Source organism: Streptomyces sp. NBC_00878 (assembly GCF_026341515.1).
Lineage (GTDB): Bacteria > Actinomycetota > Actinomycetes > Streptomycetales > Streptomycetaceae > Streptomyces.
In genome coordinates this window covers 559253-580860 of record NZ_JAPEOK010000002.1, presented here as the reverse complement: position 1 = coordinate 580860, position 21608 = coordinate 559253, and the positions used below count along the sequence as shown (strand labels likewise).

General features: G+C 68.7%; 15 protein-coding genes and 3 pseudogenes. 7 read left to right on the top strand and 11 right to left on the bottom strand.

The annotated features are described in order from the left end of the window. Positions 1 to 61 precede the first annotated feature (61 nt). Positions 62 to 1138 (top strand): IS630 family transposase, encoded by a 1077-nt coding sequence (locus OHA11_RS46735; protein ID WP_266491290.1) that lies wholly within the window; start codon positions 62 to 64, stop codon positions 1136 to 1138. An 18-nt stretch (positions 1139 to 1156) separates the two neighbouring features. Here OHA11_RS46735 and OHA11_RS46730 read toward each other — a convergent pair. Next, a pseudogene (locus tag OHA11_RS46730) lies at positions 1157 to 2019 on the bottom strand (IS982 family transposase). Positions 2020 to 2143: 124 nt separating this feature from the next. Between OHA11_RS46730 and OHA11_RS46725 the strand changes: the two are divergent. Further along, the gene (locus tag OHA11_RS46725) at positions 2144 to 2533 is read left to right on the top strand and encodes a hypothetical protein (RefSeq protein ID WP_266508565.1); all 390 of its coding nucleotides are present in this window, start codon (positions 2144 to 2146) and stop codon (positions 2531 to 2533) included. Between the two features lie 147 nt (positions 2534 to 2680). Here OHA11_RS46725 and OHA11_RS46720 read toward each other — a convergent pair. After that, a pseudogene (locus OHA11_RS46720) lies at positions 2681 to 3272 on the bottom strand (transposase family protein). Between the two features lie 435 nt (positions 3273 to 3707). Here OHA11_RS46720 and OHA11_RS46715 point away from each other — a divergent pair. Both OHA11_RS46715 and OHA11_RS46710 read left to right on the top strand, forming a co-directional pair. Continuing rightward, complete coding sequence (locus OHA11_RS46715) at positions 3708 to 4097, top strand: transketolase C-terminal domain-containing protein (RefSeq protein WP_266508564.1); 390 nt, start codon at positions 3708 to 3710, stop codon at positions 4095 to 4097. Positions 4098 to 4292: 195 nt separating this feature from the next. Continuing rightward, positions 4293 to 6311, top strand: a complete 2019-nt coding sequence (locus OHA11_RS46710; RefSeq protein ID WP_266508563.1) for a nucleoside-diphosphate kinase — start codon at positions 4293 to 4295, stop codon at positions 6309 to 6311. A gap of 153 nt (positions 6312 to 6464) precedes the next feature. Here OHA11_RS46710 and OHA11_RS46705 read toward each other — a convergent pair. Both OHA11_RS46705 and OHA11_RS46700 read right to left on the bottom strand, forming a co-directional pair. Further along, positions 6465 to 6569 (bottom strand): annotated as a pseudogene (locus OHA11_RS46705) (IS630 family transposase); the annotation flags it as partial. Between the two features lie 32 nt (positions 6570 to 6601). After that, positions 6602 to 6880, bottom strand: a complete 279-nt coding sequence (locus OHA11_RS46700) for a hypothetical protein (protein WP_266508562.1) — start codon at positions 6878 to 6880, stop codon at positions 6602 to 6604. A gap of 329 nt (positions 6881 to 7209) precedes the next feature. Here OHA11_RS46700 and OHA11_RS46695 point away from each other — a divergent pair, with 329 nt between their 5' ends. Further along, positions 7210 to 7572 carry a GNAT family protein gene (locus OHA11_RS46695; RefSeq protein WP_323186805.1) on the top strand — a complete coding sequence of 121 codons (363 nt, stop codon included), beginning with the start codon at positions 7210 to 7212 and terminating at the stop codon, positions 7570 to 7572. 89 nt (positions 7573 to 7661) lie between these two features. Then, a complete protein-coding gene (locus OHA11_RS46690) occupies positions 7662 to 8852 on the top strand; it encodes an MFS transporter (protein WP_266508559.1) in 1191 nt (396 codons plus the stop codon). 48 nt (positions 8853 to 8900) lie between these two features. On the opposite strand, the gene OHA11_RS46685 is transcribed toward OHA11_RS46690, so the two are convergent. After that, a complete protein-coding gene (locus OHA11_RS46685; RefSeq protein ID WP_266508557.1) occupies positions 8901 to 10433 on the bottom strand; it encodes a carboxylesterase/lipase family protein in 1533 nt (510 codons plus the stop codon). 360 nt (positions 10434 to 10793) lie between these two features. After that, entirely contained in the window at positions 10794 to 12041 is a 1248-nt protein-coding gene (locus tag OHA11_RS46680; protein ID WP_266508556.1) for a lactonase family protein, read from the bottom strand. 118 nt (positions 12042 to 12159) lie between these two features. Between OHA11_RS46680 and OHA11_RS46675 the strand changes: the two genes are divergently transcribed. Beyond that, complete coding sequence (locus tag OHA11_RS46675; RefSeq protein WP_266508554.1) at positions 12160 to 13911, top strand: carboxylesterase/lipase family protein; 1752 nt, start codon at positions 12160 to 12162, stop codon at positions 13909 to 13911. Positions 13912 to 13925: 14 nt separating this feature from the next. On the opposite strand, the gene OHA11_RS46670 is transcribed toward OHA11_RS46675, so the two are convergent. From OHA11_RS46670 to OHA11_RS46650, 5 genes are all read right to left on the bottom strand, one after another. Continuing rightward, on the bottom strand, positions 13926 to 16616 hold the full coding sequence (locus OHA11_RS46670) for a LuxR family transcriptional regulator (protein WP_266508553.1): 2691 nt from the start codon (positions 16614 to 16616) through the stop codon (positions 13926 to 13928). 235 nt (positions 16617 to 16851) lie between these two features. After that, a complete protein-coding gene (locus OHA11_RS46665) occupies positions 16852 to 17787 on the bottom strand; it encodes an RNA polymerase sigma factor (protein WP_266508552.1) in 936 nt (311 codons plus the stop codon). Between the two features lie 181 nt (positions 17788 to 17968). Continuing rightward, on the bottom strand, positions 17969 to 19351 hold the full coding sequence (locus tag OHA11_RS46660) for a carotenoid oxygenase family protein (protein ID WP_266508551.1): 1383 nt from the start codon (positions 19349 to 19351) through the stop codon (positions 17969 to 17971). A gap of 311 nt (positions 19352 to 19662) precedes the next feature. Beyond that, on the bottom strand, positions 19663 to 20241 hold the full coding sequence (locus OHA11_RS46655) for a hypothetical protein (protein WP_266508550.1): 579 nt from the start codon (positions 20239 to 20241) through the stop codon (positions 19663 to 19665). A gap of 456 nt (positions 20242 to 20697) precedes the next feature. Continuing rightward, on the bottom strand, positions 20698 to 21390 hold the full coding sequence (locus OHA11_RS46650) for an alpha/beta fold hydrolase (protein WP_266508548.1): 693 nt from the start codon (positions 21388 to 21390) through the stop codon (positions 20698 to 20700). Positions 21391 to 21608: the final 218 nt, after the last annotated feature.

Sequence of the window (21608 nt, the reverse complement as noted above, 5' to 3'; positions counted from 1 at the left end):
GATCGTTAGTAGTTGTGTGACTACTACTGCTGGTGCGTCAGTTCCTCGTCGGGGTCCCAAATTGGAGCCGTTGCTGCTGTCCGGGGAGGAGCGGGCGGAGTTGGAGCGGTGGACACGTCGGGCGACATCGGCCCAGGCCCTGGCGCTGCGGGCTCGGATTGTCCTGGCGTGTGCGGGGCCGGAAGTACCGCCGATTGTCGCGGTCGCCCGGGAGTTGCGGGTGGCCGCGGACACGGTCCGCAAGTGGCGGCGCCGGTTTCTCGCCGAGCGGCTGGACGGTCTGGTCGACGAGCCCAGGCCGGGCCGGCCGCCCACCATCGGCGTCGACCAGGTGGAAGCGGTAGTGGTCACCACGCTGGAACAGCTGCCGAAGAACGCCACCCACTGGTCCAGGAAATCGATGGCCCAGCACAGCGGCCTGTCGAAGTCGACCGTGGGCCGGATCTGGCGCCAGTTCCAGCTCAAGCCGCATCTCGCGGACACCTTCAAGCTGTCGACAGACCCGCTGTTCGTGGAGAAGGTCTACGACGTCGTGGGCCTGTACTTCAACCCGCCCGAGGGTGCGGTGGTGCTCTCGGTGGACGAGAAGTCGCAGATCCAGGCCCTGGACCGGTCCCAGCCGGTGCTGCCGATAATGCCGGGCATGCCCGAGCGGCGCACCCACGACTACGTCCGCAACGGCCTGACCACTCTGTTCGCCGCCTTCGATGTCGCCACCGGCGAGGTCATCACGGCCCTGCACCGCCGGCACCGGGCCGTGGAGTTCAAGAAGTTCCTCATCCGGATCGACAAGGAGGTGCCCGCTCACCTGCAGATCCACTTGATCGTGGACAACTACGGCACCCACAAGACCCCGGCGATCAAGACATGGCTGGCCAAGCACCCGCGGTTCGAGCTGCACTTCACCCCTACCGGCTCTTCCTGGATCAACCAGGTCGAGCGGTGGTTCGGCTACCTCGCCCACCAAATGATCCGCCGCGGCGCACACAAGAACGTCCAGGCCCTCGAAGCCGACATCCGCGCCTGGGTCAAAGACTGGAACCAAGACCCCAAGCCGTTCATCTGGACCAAGACCGCCGAAGAGATCCTCGACTCCCTCGCCCGCTTCTGCCGACGGATCTCTGGCGCAGGACACTAGATGATCTAGTCCAGGGGGTCAGTGAGCGTAGGCGATCAGTGAGCCTAGGACGGTTTGTCCGGTGGCGTCGTTGTGCCAGATCGCGGCGGTCAGCGCGAGGATGCGTTGCATGACGCGGGCTATGACACCTCCCGGTGTGCGCCCTCGGTGCCGTTCGAGGTCAAGCTGTCCCTTGAAGGTCTCGTTGATCGATTCGATGACCTGTCGCAGCGGCTTGAACAGGGCTGCGCCAGGCCGTTCCCGTTCACCTTTACGGGCCGGCCGCAGCAACTGGACTCCACGCTCGGACAGTTCGCGTTCGAAACCACGGCCGAAGTAGTTCTTGTCGCCAATGAGAGTCTGTCGGGGGCGCTCTCGCAGAAGCTCGCATTCGGCGGCCAGGAGGTCGAGGAGGGTCTCGCGTTCGTCGGCCTTGGCCCCGGTCAGGGCGAAGGCGATGGGCAGGTCCTGAAGGGTGCAGAGCAGGTGCAGGCGCAGGCCCCAGAAGAAGCGGCTGTGGCTGGCGCAGTAGCCGTATTCGATCCAACCTGCCAGGTCGGAGCGTTTGACGGTCTCGCGGGAGCGGCCGCATTCCACCGGGGTGGAGTCCACGACCCATACGTCGTCGCTCCACACCGAGGTGGTGGTGGCCAGGATCCGGTTGACGCTTCGCATCAGACCGGCGGCCTTGCGCAGCCGCTTGTGTTGTAGCCGGGCTGCTGGGGCAGGTAGGGGAAGAGACGGCGCAGGTGGGCACGGGCATGGCGGAGCCATTTGGCCTCGGAGGTGTAGCCGAGTAGGGCCTGCATCGTGGCGAGGGTGACCAGTTCGGCATCGCTCAGGCGGGGCGTAATGCCGACCGGCGGGCGCCACGGCGCCAGGTCGGGATGCTCTTTCAGCATGTCGTCGGTCGTCGCCTAGAGTGCTGTCGCGAGGGTGTCCACGTCGTTCGCCATAAGACGATCTTGGACATCCTCGATCTCGTCTCCGCAGGCGCCCCTTGGACCACACCACCAGGAGGAACCAGTGTCATACCCGCAACTGCTCACCCCCGAGGAGAAGCTCGCCAACGCGAAGAAGCTGTTGAGCCTCCCGCGCATTGTCGTGATCTGCGGCTCCACCCGTTTCATGACCGAGATGACCGAGGCCGATCTGCGGGAGACCAAAGCCGGAAAGATTGTCGTCAAGCCGGGTTGCGACATGAAGTCGCCGCACGAGCTTTGGTCCGATCCTGTCGAAGCCGAGGCGCTGAAGGTTCGACTCGACGATCTGCACCGAGCGAAGATCCGGCTCGCTGATGAGGTGCTCGTAGTCGGCGACTACATCGGAGACAGCACCCGAGCCGAAATCGCCTACGCCCGGTCGCTGGGCAAGCCCGTGCGGTTCACGCACCCCGAAGTCGACCCTGACGCCTGACCGCCCGCTGCCACCTCGACAACCAGGGCCGGCAGCCCGCCGCCTGACCGTCTCGCGGTGGCTTCGGCCGCCGCCCACCCCACACCCTCCGCAGGCATCCATCGGAATTGATCATCTAGATGGCGACGGCACAGACACCGAGGCTTTTCAGCGTTGCCGCTCCAGGGTGAGGACGGCGGCGGCGATTGACGACATTCGATTCGGGCTGCATCGGGACCTGCGGAAGACTCGCCACGACTTCAGCCGTGCGACGCCGCGCTCGACCGGTGCCCGTGCCGCGGACAACGCGCGGTTGACGGTTTGCTGGGTTGGCGTGAGGCCACGGCCCGGCGGGCGTCTGAGGGGCGTTGTCACCCATGGGCTGGCTCCCACGGCGGCGCTTGGCGGAGTAGTCGGCCCGGCCGTCGCCGGCCCGGTCGCACTCGGCGAGAGTGCCGTCGAGCAGGACGCAGTCGGGACCGGTCTCGCGCAGCACCTTGAGCAGGCCCGGTGCACGCTCGGCGAGCAGGCTGATCACCGCGGTCGTGTAGGCGTGGGCGGTGCCCACCGAGATGCCGAAGCCGACGGCGATCTGCGCGAGCGTGTCGTGCCTGCGCATGTACACCAGGCCGACCAGCGCACGCGCACGCTGCTGCGGCGGGAGCTTGCAGCGACGGTCACCCTCGCGGGTGACGATGAGCATTGTGACCCACTCGACCAGGGCGTGATGCAGATCGAGTGCAGCAGGACAGGGGATCAACGCGGCTCCTGTTCCTGAGGGTTGAGACTTCGAACACCTCCCCCAACGGCACGGGAGCCTCACGCGTTGCGTGATACCGATCCCGTCATCCGATCAGTGGCCACACTGAAAGAGTTCACTGGCCGAGTTCCGGCGCCAACTCAACGACCTGGTTGAGGGCCACTCGCAGCTGGCCGGCTTGTGCCGAGAAAACCCCGACGCCTGCCTGCAGTCGCTTCAGGCTAAGGGACACGCCTGTATCACCTTGTACGCCGCACTCGCTGATCTGGGTAACTACCGTCAGAGGAACTGGACATGATTATAGAATCGGGTGGACGGTCACTTGGCCACTCGTGTCGAACGACGACCCCTGGCATTGGTGTCTCCACTGGTCCCTGGACATCGGACTATCCAAGGCTAGGTATCGCGCTCAACACCTGCATGCTCGGGCTCAGCATGTACATTCACGCCGTTCTAGAGGACGGCGAGCTGCAATCCGGGCAGGATTGGAAGGCTCTGATGCTGATGACAGCGAGACGTCTGAACGAAACCGAATCTAGCGTCGGCACGGCCAACAGCAACTCGCTGAAGCCGTTCGATAGCACCCTGGTTGGGGAATGTGCCGTGCGTTCTAGGCTGCTGGCGCTGCTAAAGGAGCACAGTGTCATCGGCGGCCTCGGATCTGCAGTCGCCGAGGCGGTGTCGGCTCATTCGTCCCGAACCAGGTCGCTGAAAATGGGCGTCAAGGACCAATTCTGCCGCGCATCGGAAAGACATCAGGAAATGTTTGGAACCCATTATGCCTACGTAGACAACCTGGCGCAACAGACTATGGATCGGTGCTGAATGGCATATACGGACTACTGTCCGGACCAGGTCCGGAGCGTGCTGACAGAACAGCTGGGTGACTATCCCGTGCTCGAGTCCTTTCACCGGAACGTTGTACAGTCACTGCCCGATGCGTGCCTGCGCCTAGTTCCCCGAACCGCACTCGCCGTAGTCACACCAGACGGCCTGGCCCAGGGCGTGCATCGTCGGTTCTTGGAGGAGCACGGCGCTCGGGTCGTTGCGTTCTGCTTCCGGCGCATCGACCAGCGCCTCTCGGAGCGCCTCTACCGAGACGGGCTCGTCATGGATGTGCCGGGCCGACACATCCGGTCGTGGTGGATAAAAAGCAAGGTGTTCGAGCTCGGTGAATCCCTCGTGCTGCTCTTGCGACACCCGGAGGACCAGCGCTTCCAGGCCACCATCACCGACTCCAAGGGCGCTTCGGACCCCCTACTCGCCCGCCCGGGGACCTACCGCGAGACCTACCGGACGCCCAACAAGACATTCGGGCTCCTGCACAGCTCGGACGACTGGCTGAGCATGCTCTACGAGACGAGCGTCCTCTTCGAGCCCACTGATCTGGCCGAGTTGCTGGTCCAGGAGATCTGGTCGCCGGCAGTGCGGGTGGCAGTTACTAGCTATGAGGCGGGACTTCCGCTGCATCGGATCGAGCAGTACAGGGTGCTCTACCGGCTAAAGCGCCGCCTGCTGGCGGAACTGCTCACCACAGGTGCGGTCCCGTCATCAGTACTGAAGGACTTGGAGGAACGGTACGCGGCGGCCGCCCGAGTCGTAGACGAGAACCCGGGGCATGTTCCGGAGACCGCCAAGATAGAGCTCCTCTTGGCCGAGGAGCGAGAATTCCTTGTCCAGCTCCCTCTCCCTGACCAGCCTGCGGGTGCGGTCGAGGTGCCAGCTGCGTCCACCGCGCTGGTTTGTCTCCGTCTGCTCGCCGATCCAGACGCTTGCCAACAGATGCGGTTCGAGGACTTCCAGGCCGCGTTGGCGGCACTAGGAATCCTACCGAGCACCTTGGAGCTCACTGCACTTGAAAGCCTTTTCTTCTTCCGCCCGAGCCAACTGCCATCCGATGCCCAGACGAGGGCGGAGCAAGCCGTGAGGAGCGACATGAGTGACGTCTCACCCGCATACCGCCAGATCCTCGACGCTGCTGAAGAACTCGACGACTATCCGCTGACCGTCGAGAATGTCAGGGAAATGGGGGAAGCAGGCCTTCAGGGAGCCGCAGACCACATCGCATTCATGATTATCACACCGGACGCCGTCCATCGCGGTCGGCATGTGGAGATCTTGGAGGCGATCCGAGACGCAGGATTCGTGGTCCTTGCCCACCGGGCGAAGTATCTACGAGACAACGACATCGAAGAGCTCTATAAAGATGGTCTGCGCAAAAAGGTTCTCGATCATCGTACGACTCATTGGTATCTGACCCGCAAAGGGCTGGGGATGGGAGCGTCTCTGGGACTGCTTCTGCACCATCCCGAAGCTGGTGCGTGCAGCCGTCTGCTCGCGTTGAAGGGTGTTTCTCACCCGGCTCAAGCCGCACCTGAATCCCTCCGGGGCGCGCTGCGCAGCTACTCCAAGATTTTGGCGCTGCTGCATAGCTCGGATGGCCCCACCGCGGTCCTGCGTGAGAGCCTCCTGTACTTCACGCCTACGCAATTGCACAGCATGCTCGAGCAGCTTGCTGAAGACAACAGGCCCGAGGGAATCCCGGTCTCCATAATGACCGAAATTCTTTCCCCGACCACGCCAGACGACGACCCGGTGACCGTGCTGTATGCATTGAAGGCACGCGTGGTGCACACTCTCTTGGCCCATCCCATAACGCCTGCCGAACTGAGGCCGGCGCTCTACGCCCAGTTGGACACCATCCGTGCGGCACGAACGTCAGTCTGTCGTGGGAAAACACCCTGGACTCTTCGTCTTGTGGCCGCAGCAACCGAACTTGAACGGGAGCACAAACTACTTAACGGCAGTCTGCTCGCGCAAAGCATCACGGTCCCGATGTCTGCAGCTGAGGCCGGCGAGGCCCTAGAGTGGTTAGTCTGGACCCGACTAGCTCTGACCATTCGGCAATTGGCAGACCATGACCGCTTCCCAAGCCTCGATGCGGATCAGCTCATACAGGCCCTGCGCGCCGGTCACGTCCACCTCACCTCCTGGGAAGCCCTACTTCTGGAAAATCTGCTGTTTTTCTGGGAGCCGTGAAAAGAGCAACTGTTGCCGAGCAGGGGCGGGGAATGGTGCGGTGACTGAAGCTCCGTTTTCAATCCCCGTTGCCTCAAACCATGCAGGCGATTTTCCCGTAAAAGGCTTTCTGGGAGAGTGTTTGCTGAGCTTGAACTCGTGAAGTCGTAGGGTGAGGGACAGCCCGGTTCCGGCGAGGCATCCGTCGATGATGTGGGGACGGTACTGAATCGTTCTCATGCCGTGGCGGATGGTCTGGATGAGGTGTTCGGGGGTGCTCCTATGCGGTTCGTCAAGGAAATCGGGCTGCATCAGGGACATGCGCCCGGGCAGCATGGCGGTGTGCCTGATCTGCTGTGGGACGGCATCCAGTACTTCGCTCCCCAGATCAGCAGATCCAGTGAGGAGGTGAGGCGCTCGCGCAGGGCCGCGCTGCTGAAGGTCATGACAGCGACTTCCGCTTTGCCGAGCTTCGCGCGGAGGTAGTCGGCCCAGGTGTCGAAGTCGTCGGGCGCCGGCCCTGATCCGACGTCACTTTTCCGGTAGATCTTGCGCGCATCCAGGAGCGCGGCGGCGATGAGCCAATCCACCGGAGGGCCTCCTCGTGCTGGTCGCGGTCGGTCTCGCCGCGGAGCCAGGCAACGCCGCAGGTGACTTGCCGTGGCGCGATGGGGGTAGTCGCCGACCGCCATGCTCGGGGGAGGCAGGCACGACCGCCACTCGCTGATGGGGACCGCAGCCCACGCCCGGGCCCCCACAACCGGCGAAGACGTCTTCGCCTCCTCGTGCCGTTCAGCACCTCTCTCTTCCGGATCCGCGTGTGCTGGTGCCTGTCCCCGTCGACATCATCAATGGGGCCGCGGCATCACCAGCTGGTCTCTGTCAGGGGCCAGGCTCAATCTGAGGCAACACGCTCCAACTGTCCCTAGAATCCGCCGGGCCACTCCGGGCGTTCGGCATCCGGGTGGGCGCCGACGAGGCGCTGGCGGGGACGATCGACTTGCGGTTTGCGGGAGAGGCTCTGGCCCCCGGCCAGGTGAATGTCGCGTACGGCCTCTACCCGTCCTGGAGGGGACGTGGCCTGGCCACCCGTGCGGTCCTCCTGGTGTCCCAGTACGCGGCCGGTGAGGGCGGGGAGGAGGCGGTGATCCAGGTGGACCCGGACAATCCCGCGTCTGCCGCGGTTGCCCAGCGGGCCGGCTTCACCCCGGGCAGGCGGACGCACAACAAGGACGGCACAGGGCTCGACTGGTATGTACGGGATCTGCGCATCCCTACCTGATGATGGCCCCAACAGGCGATCTGTCACCTGAGCGGAGCGTCGGGCATGCCGCACCGTCGGCGAGTGGCTCGCGGGATTACCGTCGGCGCATGGATGGTGATCGCCGAGGGTGGCGCCGGTGCGTGCTCAGCGGGATGGTGTTTGCCGTCTGCATGGCCGGGACCACCTTGCCGACCCCGCTCTACGGCCTCTATCAGGAGAAGTTCGGGTTCTCCGAACTGACCGTGACTGTCGTGTACGCCGTATACGCGTTCGGTGTCATCGGTGTGCTGTTGCTGACCGGCAACGTCTCGGATGTCGTGGGCAGGCGGCCCGTTCTGCTGTGGGGCCTGGGCTTCGCGGCGGCGAGCGCCGTCTGCTTCCTGAGTGCCACCGGGCTGGGCTGGCTGTACGCGGGGCGGTTGATGTCGGGGCTGTCCGCCGGTCTGTTCACCGGCGCCGCCACGGTCTACGTGATGGAGTTGGCACCCCACGGAGGCTCGTCCCGGGCCACGCTCGTGGCGACCGCCGCCAACATGGGCGGGCTGGGCTGCGGACCGCTGCTCGCCGGAGTGCTCGCGCAGTACGCCGCCTGGCCGCTGTACCTGCCGTTCGCCGTACACCTCGCCCTCGTGGCCGGCTCGGCCGCCGTCCTGCTGTATCTGCCGGAGACCGTTCGCGAGCGGCGGCCGCTGGACACGGTACGACCGCAGCGGCCCGGCCTGCCCCCGCAGGTGCGGGCGGTGTTCGGACCCGCGGCGACCGCCTCGTTCGTGGGGTTCGCGCTGTTCGGGGTGTTCACGTCGGTCAGCCCGGCGTTCCTCGCGCAGTCCCTGGACGTGGACAACCACGCCGTGAGCGGGCTCGTCGTCGCGCTCGCCTTCTTCTCCTCGACCGCCGGGCAACTGGCGGTCGGCCGGGTCGGGGTGGCACGGTCGCTGCCGCTGGGCTGCGCCGGGCTCTTCGCCGGACTGGCGCTGCTCGCCGGCGCGCTCCGGTGGGACCTGCTGACGCTGGTGATGCTGAGCGCGATCGTCGGCGGGTGCGGGCAGGGGCTGGCGTTTCGCGGGGCGTTGTCCGCGGTGGCCGAGGCCTCGCCCGCGGACCACCGCGCGTCAGTGATCTCGACGCTGTTCGTGGTGGCGTACGCGGGTATCTCGGTGCCGGTGATCGGGGTGGGGGTCCTGACGGGTCCGATCGGCCTGGAGGGCGCCGGGCTGGTGTTCATCGCGTGCATGGCTGTCCTGGTCTCTACCGCGGCCGTCTACCTGCTCCGGCGACCGGTACGAGCGAGTGCGTGAGTGAGTGTGTGAGCGCGTACGACACGGTGCCCCCGGCCGACACGCGGATCAATATGCCGTCGTCTGGGATTCCAGGTAGTCCTTCAGGAAGGTGTACTTGGCCTCGCTGTCGGCCGCCGGGAGCGTGGTGAAGTGGTCGCCCAGTTCCATGGAGAGCGGCTTCGTCGTGCGCAGGGCGGGCCAGGCGGGCAGGGAGCCGCCGTTGGGGTTGCCGGTGGCCACGAAGTTCGCGACGTACGAGGACGTGGTGTCTGCTATGGCGTGGTCGGCCTCGGTCCAGGGGCGGTCGGTGCCGTAGAGGTTGCCGAAGAGGTAGTACATCTCGGCGCCGTGGTAGGCGCCGGCGCCGTTCGCGGGCTCGATCGGGTTGGTGGTGTCGGTGCCGGGCGGGGCGTGGGTCCACCAGTAGTTGTAGATCGCGCTGCGGTTGCCGGCGGTGTTGCGGAACTGGGTGCCCCACAGGAAGGTGGAGACGCGTTCCTCGTCGCGCGCGTAGTTGTTGTACTGCGCGGCCGCTTCCGTGTCGGTGCTCGCCGGGTACAGCGCCAGGAACTCCGCCGCTCGGTCGCCGAAGGTGGTCGCCGCGTACGCCTCGTACCGGGCGACGGTCATCACGAGGGTCGGCGAGGCGCCGTTCTCATCCTTGTTGTTGCCGGTCAGGACCGGCACATCCGCCTCGGCGCCGGACTCCATGGCGGCGGTGTAGCCGGTCGGGAGGACGTAGCCGTCCAGGACGTTGCCGAAGTCGGTGCCGGTGGCCGGGGCGCCGGGCGCGTAGACCTTCGTCACGATCTCGTCCGCGGTCAGCGCCCGCAGGCCGGCGAGCGAGGAGGCGCCCATGTACCCGGCGAACGCGGTGCCGTTGGCCTCGGCGACCGGCAGCGTGTCGTAGCCGCCCGCCACCCGGCCGAGCGCCGGGTCCTTGGTGTACTGCACGCCGGCCGCCAGCAGCGCCCGGTGGTACAGCCCCCGTGCCAGCCGCGAGATCATCAGGATGTTCACGAACGACGACCCGTGCGACCAGCCCGCGATGGTCACCCGGTCCGGATCACCGCCGAACGCGGCGATGTTGTCCCGGATCCACCGCAGCGCCGCCACCGTGTCCAGCACACCCCAGTTGCCGGAGCCGCCGTGCCCGCCCTCGGTGCTCAGCTCGGGATGGGCGAGGTTGCCGAAGGCACCGACGCGGTGGTTGTACGTGACGACGACCGCGCCCTTCACCGCCAGGTTCGCGCCGTCGTACACCGGTTGGGAGGCCCACATGGCGGAGTTGCGGCCGCCGTAGATCCATACGAAGACCGGGCGGCGTTCTCTCGAACCGGCCGCGCCCGTCCAGACGTTGAGGTTGAGGCAGTCCTCGCTGAGCGGCGGGACCTTGTCGGCGGCGATGCCGTTGACCGGCTGGGGGCAGGCGGCGCCCCAGGTGTCGGCGGCGCGTACGCCCTGCCAGGACGGCGCGGGCCGTGGCGCGCGCCAGCGGTTCTCGCCGACGGTCGAAGCCGCGTACGGGATGCCTCTGTAGACGGTGATCCCGTCCAAGGCGGCCGGGGCACCGGTCACCAGGCCGGACCGCGTACGCACCGGACGATCGGCGGCGGCGCGGGAGGCGGCCGACGCGGGTACGGTCGTCAGGCCGCCCAGCAGTGTGGCGCCGGCCGCGGCGCCGACGGCGTTCCCGAGTAAGCGGCGGCGGCCGATGCTCTCGGTGCCGTGTCGGGGTGGGGGACGTCTCGCGAGCTCACAGGGGCTCCCTGTCGGAATGGGGGGACGGACGCTCCAGGTGCACGGCTCGGCGTCCGTCCCGCCTTCGGTTGAGGCGTCTCATGCTGCGGTCGTTTCACAGAGTGGAACAAGCGCCTCACCTGGACTCACAGCTTCCGCCGCGCACCCTGAAGTTGCGCCCCGCGGCGTTGACAGCGCCGCAGGATCCGAGCTCCCCGCTCAGGGCCGACTGAAGGTGATGCAGTCGGGTTTCGGTACGGGTACGGATGTGCCGGTGTCGGCGAGTTGGCCCGTGCGTGGGTCGACGCTGAACAGGTTCACCGTGTTGCTCGCCTGATTCGCGACGAACAGCCACCTCCCGCCGGGGTGAAGGGTGAAGCTCCACGGCGTGACTCCCGCGCAGGGGATGCGCTGTACCTGGGTGAGCAGGCCGGTGCTTCGGTCCGTCGAGAAGACGACCAGAGTGTTCTCGCCTCGGTTGGAGGTGTAGACGAAGCGGCCGTCGCGGCTGATGGCCAGTTCGGCGGCGCTCGTGGTGCCGGTGTGTCCGGGCGCGTCGGTCGGCAGGCTCTGGAGGTGGGTGAGCACGCCGTCCGCCGCGTTCCAGTCCAGGGCCTGGATGTCCGCGGTCAGCTCGTTCAACAGGTAGACGGTCCTGCCGCTCGGGTGGAAGGCCAGCCGCCGCGGCCCCGACCCGGGCGCCGTCGCGTACGTACGCGGACCGTCGGGCGTACCGGCGGACAGCGCGCGCGTGGCCCGGTCGAAGTGGTAGACGAAGACCCGGTCGGCGCCGAAGTCCGCGACCAGCGCGAACCTGCCGCTCGGGTCGGTGACCACGTGGTGGGCGTGCGGCCCCTGCTGCCGTGGATGGGGGCCGGAACCGGTGTCCTGCACCCGGGACGCCACGGCGCCGAGTCCACCGTCCTTGCCGATCGGGACGGACACGGCGGTGCCCGCCGCGAAGTCCGCGGCCAGGAGTGTCTTCGAGGCAGCGTCCACTGCCATGTACGACAGGCCGCCCACCGGTGTGCTCTCCGTCGCGATCTCGCCGAACTGCTCAAGCGCGGCGGAGGCGTTGTCGATGCGGAAGACGCGGATGATCCCGCCCGGTTCGCCGCCGGCCACGTACAGGACCGGGCGCGTCGGGTGGGCGAGCACCCAGTTCGAGGTGGCCTGGGCCACCGGCCCGACCGGCGTCATGGCCGCGCGGGCGGGGTCGAACCGGAGCGCGTGCACCTGGCCGGCACCCCAGGTGCCGACGTAGAGGAGGTCGGCCGCCCCGCTCGATACGGCCCCGGCCGGCGCGCCGGCTAACAGCGGCGTCCCCACAGCGGCAGACGCCGCCATGGCGCGCAGCAGCGTTCTGCGGGACGGCGATCTGGTCGTCGAGTGCGGTGAGTTGGGCGAGTTGGGTGAGTGGGGTGAGTGGGATGGGACGGCGGGCAGAGCGTTCGTCTTGTCAGGCATATTGCTAACAATATTGCTGCGCGGTTACGTTCTCGTACGCACCGTCCCGCACACAAGCCCCATGTGATGCGGCGGCCCTCGGTCCCACCCGGCTTCGTTCAGTGATCGGGAGATCCGTATGACCGTGCCAGACAGCCATGACCCCCGTCCCGCGGAACCGGCCCTGCGCCGACGGGACTTCCTCGGCCGCGCCGCAGGCGTCAGCGCAGGTATCAGAGTGGGGACCACCGCGGGCATGACCGCGAGTGCCATGCTCGTCGACGCCCTCGCGGCGCAGCCCGCGTCGGCCGCGGGGTCGCTCGGCAGCAGGCCGGTGCGGACCCGGTCCGGTCTCGTCGCCGGTGTGCCCGCCGCGGCGTCCGGTGTCACCGTCTTCAGGGGGATTCCCTACGCGGCCTCAACCGCCGGGCCGAACCGGTGGCGCCCGCCGCAGCCGGCGCCGTCCTGGACGGGCGTCCGCCTGGCCGACACGTTCGGCGACGCACCCCCGCAGGCGTCCGGCACGCTCACGATGAGCGAGGACTGTCTCAACCTCAACATCTGGACGGGCGCCAGGAGAAGCACGGAGCGCCGCCCGGTGTATGTGTGGATCTACGGCGGCGGGTTCTCCGCGGGAACCGGCTCGGACCCGGGCTTCGAAGGCTCGGTCCTGGCCGCCAAGGGCGTCGTCGTGGTGACCTTCAACTACCGCCTGGGCGCCCTGGGTTTCCTCGCCACCTCCGAACTGAGCGCGGAGTCCCGCCATGGCGTCTCGGGCAACTACGGACTGCTCGACCAGATCGCGGCTCTGAAGTGGGTCCGGCGCAACATCGCCGGGTTCGGCGGCGATCCGCGTCGTATCACGCTGGGCGGCCAGTCCGCCGGTGCCGGCTCCACGAACATGCTGTCCATGTCCCCGCTCGCCACCGGGCTCTTCCAGCGTTCCCTCGCCGAGAGCCAGGTCCGCTGTCCGAGCGATCCCGAGCTGCGCTACCTCGGCGTATCGCTCCGGGCGATGGACACCGCGCTCCGACAGGGCCCCGCCTACGGGGCGACGAAGGGCGCGACCACGCTCGCGCGGTTACGCGCCCTGCCCTGGCAGGACTTGACCGATGCCGCCTCGCTCAAGGACGAGACGGTCGACACCAAGTCCGTCGCGAAACCTCCGCTGTTCAGGCCCGTCGTCGACGGCTGGGTACTGCCCGCCGGCTATCGGGCGACCTACGACGCCCGCGCCCAGAACGACGTCTGGTACCTGGCCGGCAACAACCTCGACGAGAGCGGGGCCGTGCCCGAGACCGCCTTCGAGTACTGGCGCGAGGCGGGTTACCCGGACCGTCCCGGCGCCCCGCCCGTCCACGTCACCCTGGACGACTATGTCGGCGCCGCGCGGCGGAAGTTCGGCACGATGGCCGACGAGTTCCTGCGGCTCTACCCGGCGGGTACGGACGACGAGGCGGCCCTCGCCAGCAACGACGCGATCCGTGACAACTCCCGGGTCTCGACGTATCTGTGGGGCACCGAGTGGACCAAGGGCGCCGACCGTCCGGTGTACACGTACTTCTGGACGCGCCGCCCACCGGGCCCCGACCACGACATCCGGGGCGCGTACCACGGCTCCGAGATCGTCTACTTCTTCGGCAACCTCCACCCCGCCACCCAGGGGTGGACCGACCAGGACCGCGAGATCGCCGACACCATGTCCTCCTACCTGGCGAACTACATCACCACCGGCGACCCGAACGGCCGCGGTCTGCCCAGATGGCCCGCCTACCGTCCCGGCTCGCCGACCGTGATGGAGGTCGGCGAGCGCTACGGACCGACGCGGGTGGCGCCGCCCGGGCAACTCGACTTCTGGAAGCGGTACTTCGCGACGCAGGAAGCCTGGTAAAGACGACCACCCCACTACGACGGGCCGTGCTGGGGGTCCGGGCGGGCGCCGGGTGAGAGTGCGCTGAGAGTCTGGGCCAGTTCGCGCCGGGTGGTGACGCCGAGTTTGGTGTAGGCGTGGTGGAGGTGGTTGTCGACGGTGCGTACCGACAGGGCCAGGGCCTGGGCGATGTCCTTGCTGGCGTTGCCGACCGCGGCGAGCAGGGCTATCTCGCGTTCGCGGGTGGTGAGCGGAGCGGTGACCTGGGCGGTGGTCAGCAGTGGTGTGCGGGCGCCTTCGCAGCGGGCCAGGGCCGCGGCGGCCCGGTGGGCGGCCGCTGAGGCACGGCGTGGTCGGGCGGCCCGGCGCCAGGCGGCCGCGGCGGCGGTGGCAGCCTCGGCGGCGAGCAGGTCCGCGCCGATGGCCCGGCACGCGTCGGCGGCCTGGAGGAGCTGGTCGGGGTCGTCGGCCGCCAGCGCCGCCGCCAGTCGGGCCCGGGCCGGGGCAAGCATCCCGTCGCACGTCTGCGCGAGTGCGGTCAGCCGGTCCGTGACATCCTTCGCTCCGCCGAGGCGGGCCACATCGGTCAGCAGCAGCGCCTCACCTGTGACGTGGCCCGTCGAGCGGGCGGCGCGGGCGGCGGCGGTGAGTACGGACCGTGCCCGGCCCAGCTGTCCGCGGACGGCCAACAGCCATGCCTCGCCCAGGCGTTCCTCCCCTGTGGACAGCAGGCCCGGTGCCAGCGGCGGCAGGGTTCGGTGTTCGGCCAGTGATACTTCGGCCGCGTCCAGGTCTCCCAGCACGGCCGCGCATGCGGCGAGGCCGCCGAGCACCGGGCGCAGGGCCATGGTGTGGTCGAAGGTACGGGCCAGCGCGGCGGCCTCGGCCCACCAGCGGCGGGCGGTCGTCGGCCGACCGACCAGCCACTCCGTTCGGCCGAGGAAGACCGCCATCCAGACCCTCACAAGGGAATCGGCGGCAACAAGTTCGGCGTAGGCGCGCTCGCCCTCGCGGCGGGCTTCGGCCGGGAGACCGGCTTCGGTGAGGGCGAGGACGAGCGGGATGCGCTGGACGGCTGGATGGGAGACGAGGGCGTGTTCGTCGACCCGCCGGTGGCCGACGTGGGCGCGCTCCGCCCAGGTCGCGGCCTCTCCGGTGCGGCCCACCAGGGCCAGCCCGAAGGGCTTCATCCAGGCGCCTCGCAGCCAGACGTCGACGTCGGGGGCGTCACCGACGTCGGTCTCCATGTCATCCAGCAGGGCCAGCCCCTGGGCCGGCAGACCGGCGGCGATCCGCATGAAGCCCTCATTGATCCTCAGCTTGCGGCGGCCCTCGGCGCTGGTGATCCGGTCCAGTGCGGCCTCGTTGACCGCGAGTGCCTCGGTGAGGGGGGCGTTGCTCCACAGCAGATTCATCGTCCGGACCAGAGCGACCGCCAGCTCCTCCTGCTCGCCGATGGCAAGGGCGTCGGCCTGGGCGAGCGCCGCCTCGGCCTGATCCCAGCGGCCCATCTCGAAGAAGGCACTGCCGAGCATCAAGCCGGTGGCAGTGGTGCGGTGTTTCTCGGGCAGGGCCTCAAGGAGAGCGATGGTCCGGGGGTAGTCGTGCGCGTGGCGAGCCAGTACGGCGGCCTGAGTGAGAAGGGTGGGATCGGCGGTTCCCGTGGCGGCCAGCCGCCAGCCGGCGGTGCGCAGCAGGTCACCGCGTCGGCGGGCGCCGCGGGCCTCGACGCGTGCGGCCTGGTCCAGCAGCAGGGCCCGGCGGCGCAGGACCGGAAGACCGGCCCGCAGCGCCTCGCCGTACAGCGGGTGGGCGAGGGAGACGACGGTGCGCCGCCGGTCCAGCGTGACGCGGATCAGCCCTGCCCCGTCCAGGGCCGCCATCACCTGTGGCGGGGCGAGGACTTCGGCATCGGCCAGCGGCAACGGCTCGCACAGCGCCAGCAGTTCCAGCACGGGGCGCCCGGCGGAATCAGCGGTGGCCAACCGGGCTTCGATCACTTCGGTCAGCCGCGCGGTGCCCGGTAATCGGCCCTCGGACAGGTGCCAGATCTCCCCGTCCTCGGTCAACTCCCCGGCGGCCAGGGCGCCCAGGACGAGTTCCCGCAGGTACAGCACGTTGCCGCCGCTGGCCGCCGACAGCTCGTGCAGACTGCGCCGGGCGACCGCTCCGCCGAGCGCGGCCTGCAGCAGCGCCTCGATCTGCTCCGGGCTCAGTACGGTCAGGTCGACCCGGTACACCGCGTCCCCGCCCCGCAGCGCCGTGACGGCCTTCCCGTACGGCTCACCGCTGCGGACGGTGCCGATCAGCAGGAGTACGCCGGTATCCATCAGCTGCCGCAGGAGCACCGCCGAGGCCGAGTCCAGCAGGTGCATGTCATCCACGAACAGTGCCCAGCGCCGCCCCGGCCCGGCGGCCAGCCGCTGGGCGACCGCGGCGAACCCGGCCACCGGGTCCGACAGATCAACCCCCGCGGGCAGCAGATGCGCGATCGCCCCCAGCGGCACCGCGCCCGCCGCGGCACTCGCCGTGGCCCGCCCCACCCGGAAGCCCGCCGCCGCGGCCCGGGCCAGACACTCCTCGGCCAGCCGGGACTTGCCCACCCCGGCCGCCCCGCCGATCACGAACCCCCGGCATTCCCGGTCCGCCAACGCCGCAGCGAAGGCGTCCAGTTCAGGCCCCCGTCCGACCAACGGCCAACGACCCACCCGATCCCAATCCCGCATCACGGCTCCCCCCGGCAGGACAAGACACGCGAACACCCACGACGGGCGCCCCCGGCAACGCTCCACCCACTCAGCACGATGCACGACGCATGATCCGTTTGACGCCACGTCAGTTTAGGAACGCCCGTACGAGCGGACCAACCGGCGCTCCGGCAGTTCTCCGAGATGTCGCCCAACGCGCAGAGGCCCCGCCCCGGTACTCGCGGGCGGAGCCTCTGTGGCCGTTCAGCTCATGTCATGTCTGCGGCTGGGGAAAGATCAGCCGGAGTCTTTGAACTCTTCTCTTCTTGCGGAACATGAGCCAGGCGAGAGTCGGCGGGCAGGTCTGGACGGCGCCGACGTGGGTGACGTCCATTTCCCAGATGGTGATGTCGCGGCTGGCCACCACATGGCGCACGCTCTGGTGAACCCCGGATTCCAGGGTCTCTCGCATGACCGGGACGGGATGGGTGCGTTCGCCAGGCTTGCTGAGTGGGCCGACGAGTTCGGCCTCCGCCGGCCACAACTCGGATAGCTCGCGGGGCAGGCTGCCGCGCTCGGACGCCTGCAGGGTCTCCACGGCCTCGTGTTGGCTCTCCTTGGTGAGCGCAGCGGCGTCGTCGTGCGACTGCGCGGCGGTCGACAGCAGCACCTCGGCCATTTTCCCCCTGGCCTGGTTGAGCCGACTCCGTACGGTGCCGACCGGCACCTCGCAGACGTCGGCGATCTCCCGGTACGAGGTGACGCCGCTGAAGTGCCGCAGCATCAGCACCAGCCGGAGCTGGGGCGGCAGTTCGTCCACCGCGTCCCAGATCCAGTCCCGCATCGCGTGCTGCTCGATGAGCTGCTCCGGCTGCGACGGCTCGTCGTCGCGAAGCCGCAGGTGGTCAAGTCCTTCCAGGCCGGGCATCTCCCGGGTTTCGCGCAGCCGCGTGCGGGAGGCGTTGCGCACGATCGCTCGTAGCCACGCTCCCACGGCCGACGGGTCCCGTACGTCGCCGATACGCCGCAGCGCGGTCAGCGCGGCGTCCTGCACCGCGTCTTCCGCGTCGGGGCCGTAGCCGAGCAGGCTCAGCGCCACCGCGCGCATCGGCGCCTGGTGGCGGGCCAGCAGTAGTCCGAGGGCTCCGGTCTCGCCGGCCTGGGCCCTGCGGGTGAGTTCCTCATCAGTGGGTGCGTTGAGGGGCACCATGTACTGAACGCCTCCGTGCCGACGAATAACGAACCATGTGCTGTGTGGGAGACAGAGTCCCACTTTTCCCGCTCGGCGACGCGCGCGGGGTGGGCCTTGCGCATCGGGCCGAGTGGGCCCTTGCCCAGGAAGATACGGCGGGGCGGATGCTCCGCGTTCACCACGGTCATGAGAGAAACGGTCATGAGAGAAATCGTCTTTCCTCGGTTTCGGGCAACCAGCTGCCGTGGAAGCCGGCCGGAACGGGGTACGGCAGTTCCACCACTGCCTGGACGGAGAGCTCCGCGGCGTCGAGGACGAGCAGCTCACCCGCTTCACCGTCGTCGTTCGAGATGAATGACAGGAGCCAGCCCTCGTCCTCGCCGGTGGCGTCCGCCGCCGGTACGAAGACCGCCTCGCCGGCGTAGCGGCTGCCAGGCGTCTCATGGGTGTGACGGGTGCCGCGCGCGAGGTCGTGCTTGGCGATGCCGTCACCGGAGACGGTGTACAGGTAGCGGTACGGGCGTCCGGTGAGGGTTTCGTTGTGTGTGGGGAACTCGGCCTCGCGGTCGTCCAGTTGGGACTCGCAGACGCGGCCGGTGGCCGGGTCCAGGGTCCAGCGGTACAGGACGGCGGAGGCCGGGGCGTGGCCCGGTTCCAGCACCCCGGGCAGGCCACCCGTGCTGGTGGGTCCGCCCATGTCCCCCCAGGACTTCCGGAAGCAGGCGTCGTCGTGGCGCACCGCGTCCAGCACGATGCGCCCCCGCTCGTCCTCGTAGGCGTTGCCCACGTGGAAGACGTAGCAGGGATCGACGTCGTACCACCGCACATGGGTGCTGCCGGGCATGCGGGACATGATCCCGAGCCGTGCGCCGTACGCCGCCTCCCACCGGTAGGGCACGCCGCCGCGCCCTGCGTGCGCGGGATCGAAGACGACGGGCAGGTCCATCCAGACGATGTGGCGTTCGGTGATGGCGAAGTCGTGCATCATCGTCGGGCCCGGCACGCCGATCGGCCGGCTGTCGAGCAGCAGCCCCTCCGCGGTGACCCGGTGGTAGGTGAGGTAGGGCGGGGCGGCGAACCCGGTTCCGAACAGGTGGAGTTCGCCGGTGACCGGGTCCTTCTTGGGGTGGGCGGTCATCGCGGTGTTCAGGCGCCCGCCGAAGTCGTACGGTCCGACGGTCTCCAGCTCCGGGGTGACCCAGTAGGGAAGGCCTGCCTCGCACAGGGCCAGTACGGTGCCGGCGTGCCGGATCACGTGGGTGTTGGCGGGCGTCGCGGTCAGGTCGATGGTGAGGTTCTCGCGAATGAAGGGATGTCCCTCCAACTCCCGGGTGCGCACCCACCGGTTGCGGTACCACTCGGCGCGCCCGCCCCGCAGCCGCATGCCGTGGAGCATGCCGGGACCGGTGAACCAGTGCCCGTTGTCCTCGCCCGGCAGCGGGTTGGGGCCGTTGCGCAGATACAGGCCGTCCAGGTCGGGCGGCAGGGAGCCCCGCACCGTGAGATCGGCCGCGCTGTGCTCGTCGGGGACCGGGGCGAAGCGGCCCTGGAGATACAAGGGAAGAGCTGTCTGGTCTGTCATGCCGCTCTCCTCGTCATGGCGCGGGCCGCGTCCTCGATCATGTCCGTACCGATGCCCGGGCGACTGATCATCCGCGGCAGGTCTGCGGCGGGCAGGGCGCGCAGGCGCGTGCGCACGTTCCCCATCAGGTCGTAGACCCCTGTCCAGCCCGCTCCGTCGAGGAATCCGCTGGCGACGGATCCGCCGTGGACGGATCCGCCGTGGACGAGAACGACGTTCCGAGCTGCCGGGCGGTGCTCACGTGGTGGTTGCTCCTTCGTACGGTGAGTTCTTGGTCCTGCGAGGTGGCACAGCCGCGCGGAGGAGGCGGCCTATCGGGGAACGGCCGTGACCGGAGCGGCCTGGGCCAGCAGTCGCGCCTGGGCCCGTGCGGGATAGACCTTCGTGAACACGGCGGGAGCGACGAGGCCGGCGACATGGGCTGCGATGCCCACCCAGGCCGGGGCGTCGACCGCGCCGCAGACGGCCTGGCTGACGCCGATGAAGGTGAAGCCGGTGCCCCAGGCGATGGTGATGTGGTTGTTGACCTGGATGAATTCCGGCATGTCCCAGTATTCACGGGGCGTCTGGCGCTTGGCGATGCCCAGGGTGAAGGGGCGGCGGATCGCCAGCGTTCCCCAGGCCGTGGCGGCCAGCCAACCGAAGGAGATGACGTCGGTGTGGTCCGCCAGGGCCGAGTCCGGGGCAGAGACGGACACGGCGCCGATCACGGCGAAGTACGTGATGGAGCTGATCTCCAGGATCAGCGCGTCGAGGTCGACGCCACGGCGGCGGTCCTGGAGCAGGAGCAGCAGGCCCGTGACAAGGCCGGCCATGGCGCCCCAGCGCCAGTCGAAGGACGAGACGACGCCGGCGACGATCCAGGGGATGAATCCGCGCAGATAACCCATTGAATGTTCCTTGGTGAAATGAAGTGGACGGCTGCGGAGAGGTGCTGTTCCGAAGCCGCTCGGTGACCGACGCCGACTAGACGCGTGGCGAGCGTCGAAGTTCGAAGATCAAAGTGTGGCGCTGGTCACAGGTTCGCCGGAGTCGGCTCTCACCCTCGGTGGTGTGGCGGTTCCGCTCGTGGAGCGTCCGCGGGGGAAGGCCGCGGTGTTCGCCCCTGCCAGGGCTGGGCTGTTGTCCGCGTCGAGTCCTGCGCGGCCGCAGCGGAGACCGTAGGGGCAGGGGGCGAGACCCCCTCCGGCCGGCTCCAGACCGCGGGGGGAGGCGGTATGGGCCGGCCGGAGGGGTGACTGTGTCCGCCGAAGCCGGCGGAGGGTCGGGAGGTGGTGGCTCGGGCGTTCGGGGTGCAGAGTGATGGATGCCCCGCCGTGCCGCGCCATTGGTGCCGCGGCCCGCGGCTACGCGCCGGACGCCTGCCTGATCAGGCTGACGACCGCGTCGGGCTGGGACAGATACACGGAGTGGCTGCCGGGGACCTCCACGGTCGTCGCCCCGATGCGCCCGGACATCGCCTGTTGTGCCGGCGGAGGGATCATGCGGTCGTCGGTGGCCACGAGGTACCAGCTCGGCTTGGTCCGCCAAGCAGGCTCGGTGACCGCGCCGTTGAGGGCGTCCACGCCCCACGGGACCTGCGAGTCGGCCATGAACGCGGCCTCCTCACTCGGCAGGTCACCCGCGAACGACTCCGCGAACCGCTCACGGTCCAGGAACAGGAAGCCGTCCTGCGGAGGCAGGATCGGGGGTACCGGAGCGCCCGGCGGCGGGTCGGCGATCAGGCTGTTCACCGACTCGCCCTTGTCCGGGGCGAAGGCGGCGATGTAGACGAGGCTCGCGACGCTGTCGTGCCGGCCGGCCTGCGTGATGACCACACCGCCGTAGGAGTGGCCGACCAGAACGACCGGGCCGTCCTGCGCCTCGATGACCTGGCGGGTGGCGGCCACGTCGCCTTCCAGGCTCAGCGTGGGGTTCTGGACGACACTCACGTGGTAGCCCTCGCCCACCAGCCGGTTGTGCACCGCCTTCCAGCCGGAGCCGTCGACGAACCCGCCGTGCACGAGGACGACGTTTCGGATTGCCGAGTCTGCGCTCATTGCCTTCCCCTTTGCCTGTGATGACCGTTTTACCGGGCAACCTGAGGCTAAGGGGTCCTGGTTTCGACCGCTTCTGTCAAATGGCGTAGGTCAGGCAAGTGGCGTAGGCCCGGATCGAGGCCGGAGGGTTCGGCATGGTGGTCCTGATCCGGTGGGGCTGGGCATGTCCGGGCCTGCGTGAAAGGCTCACACCGGGTGGGCGCCTGACGATCACGGAC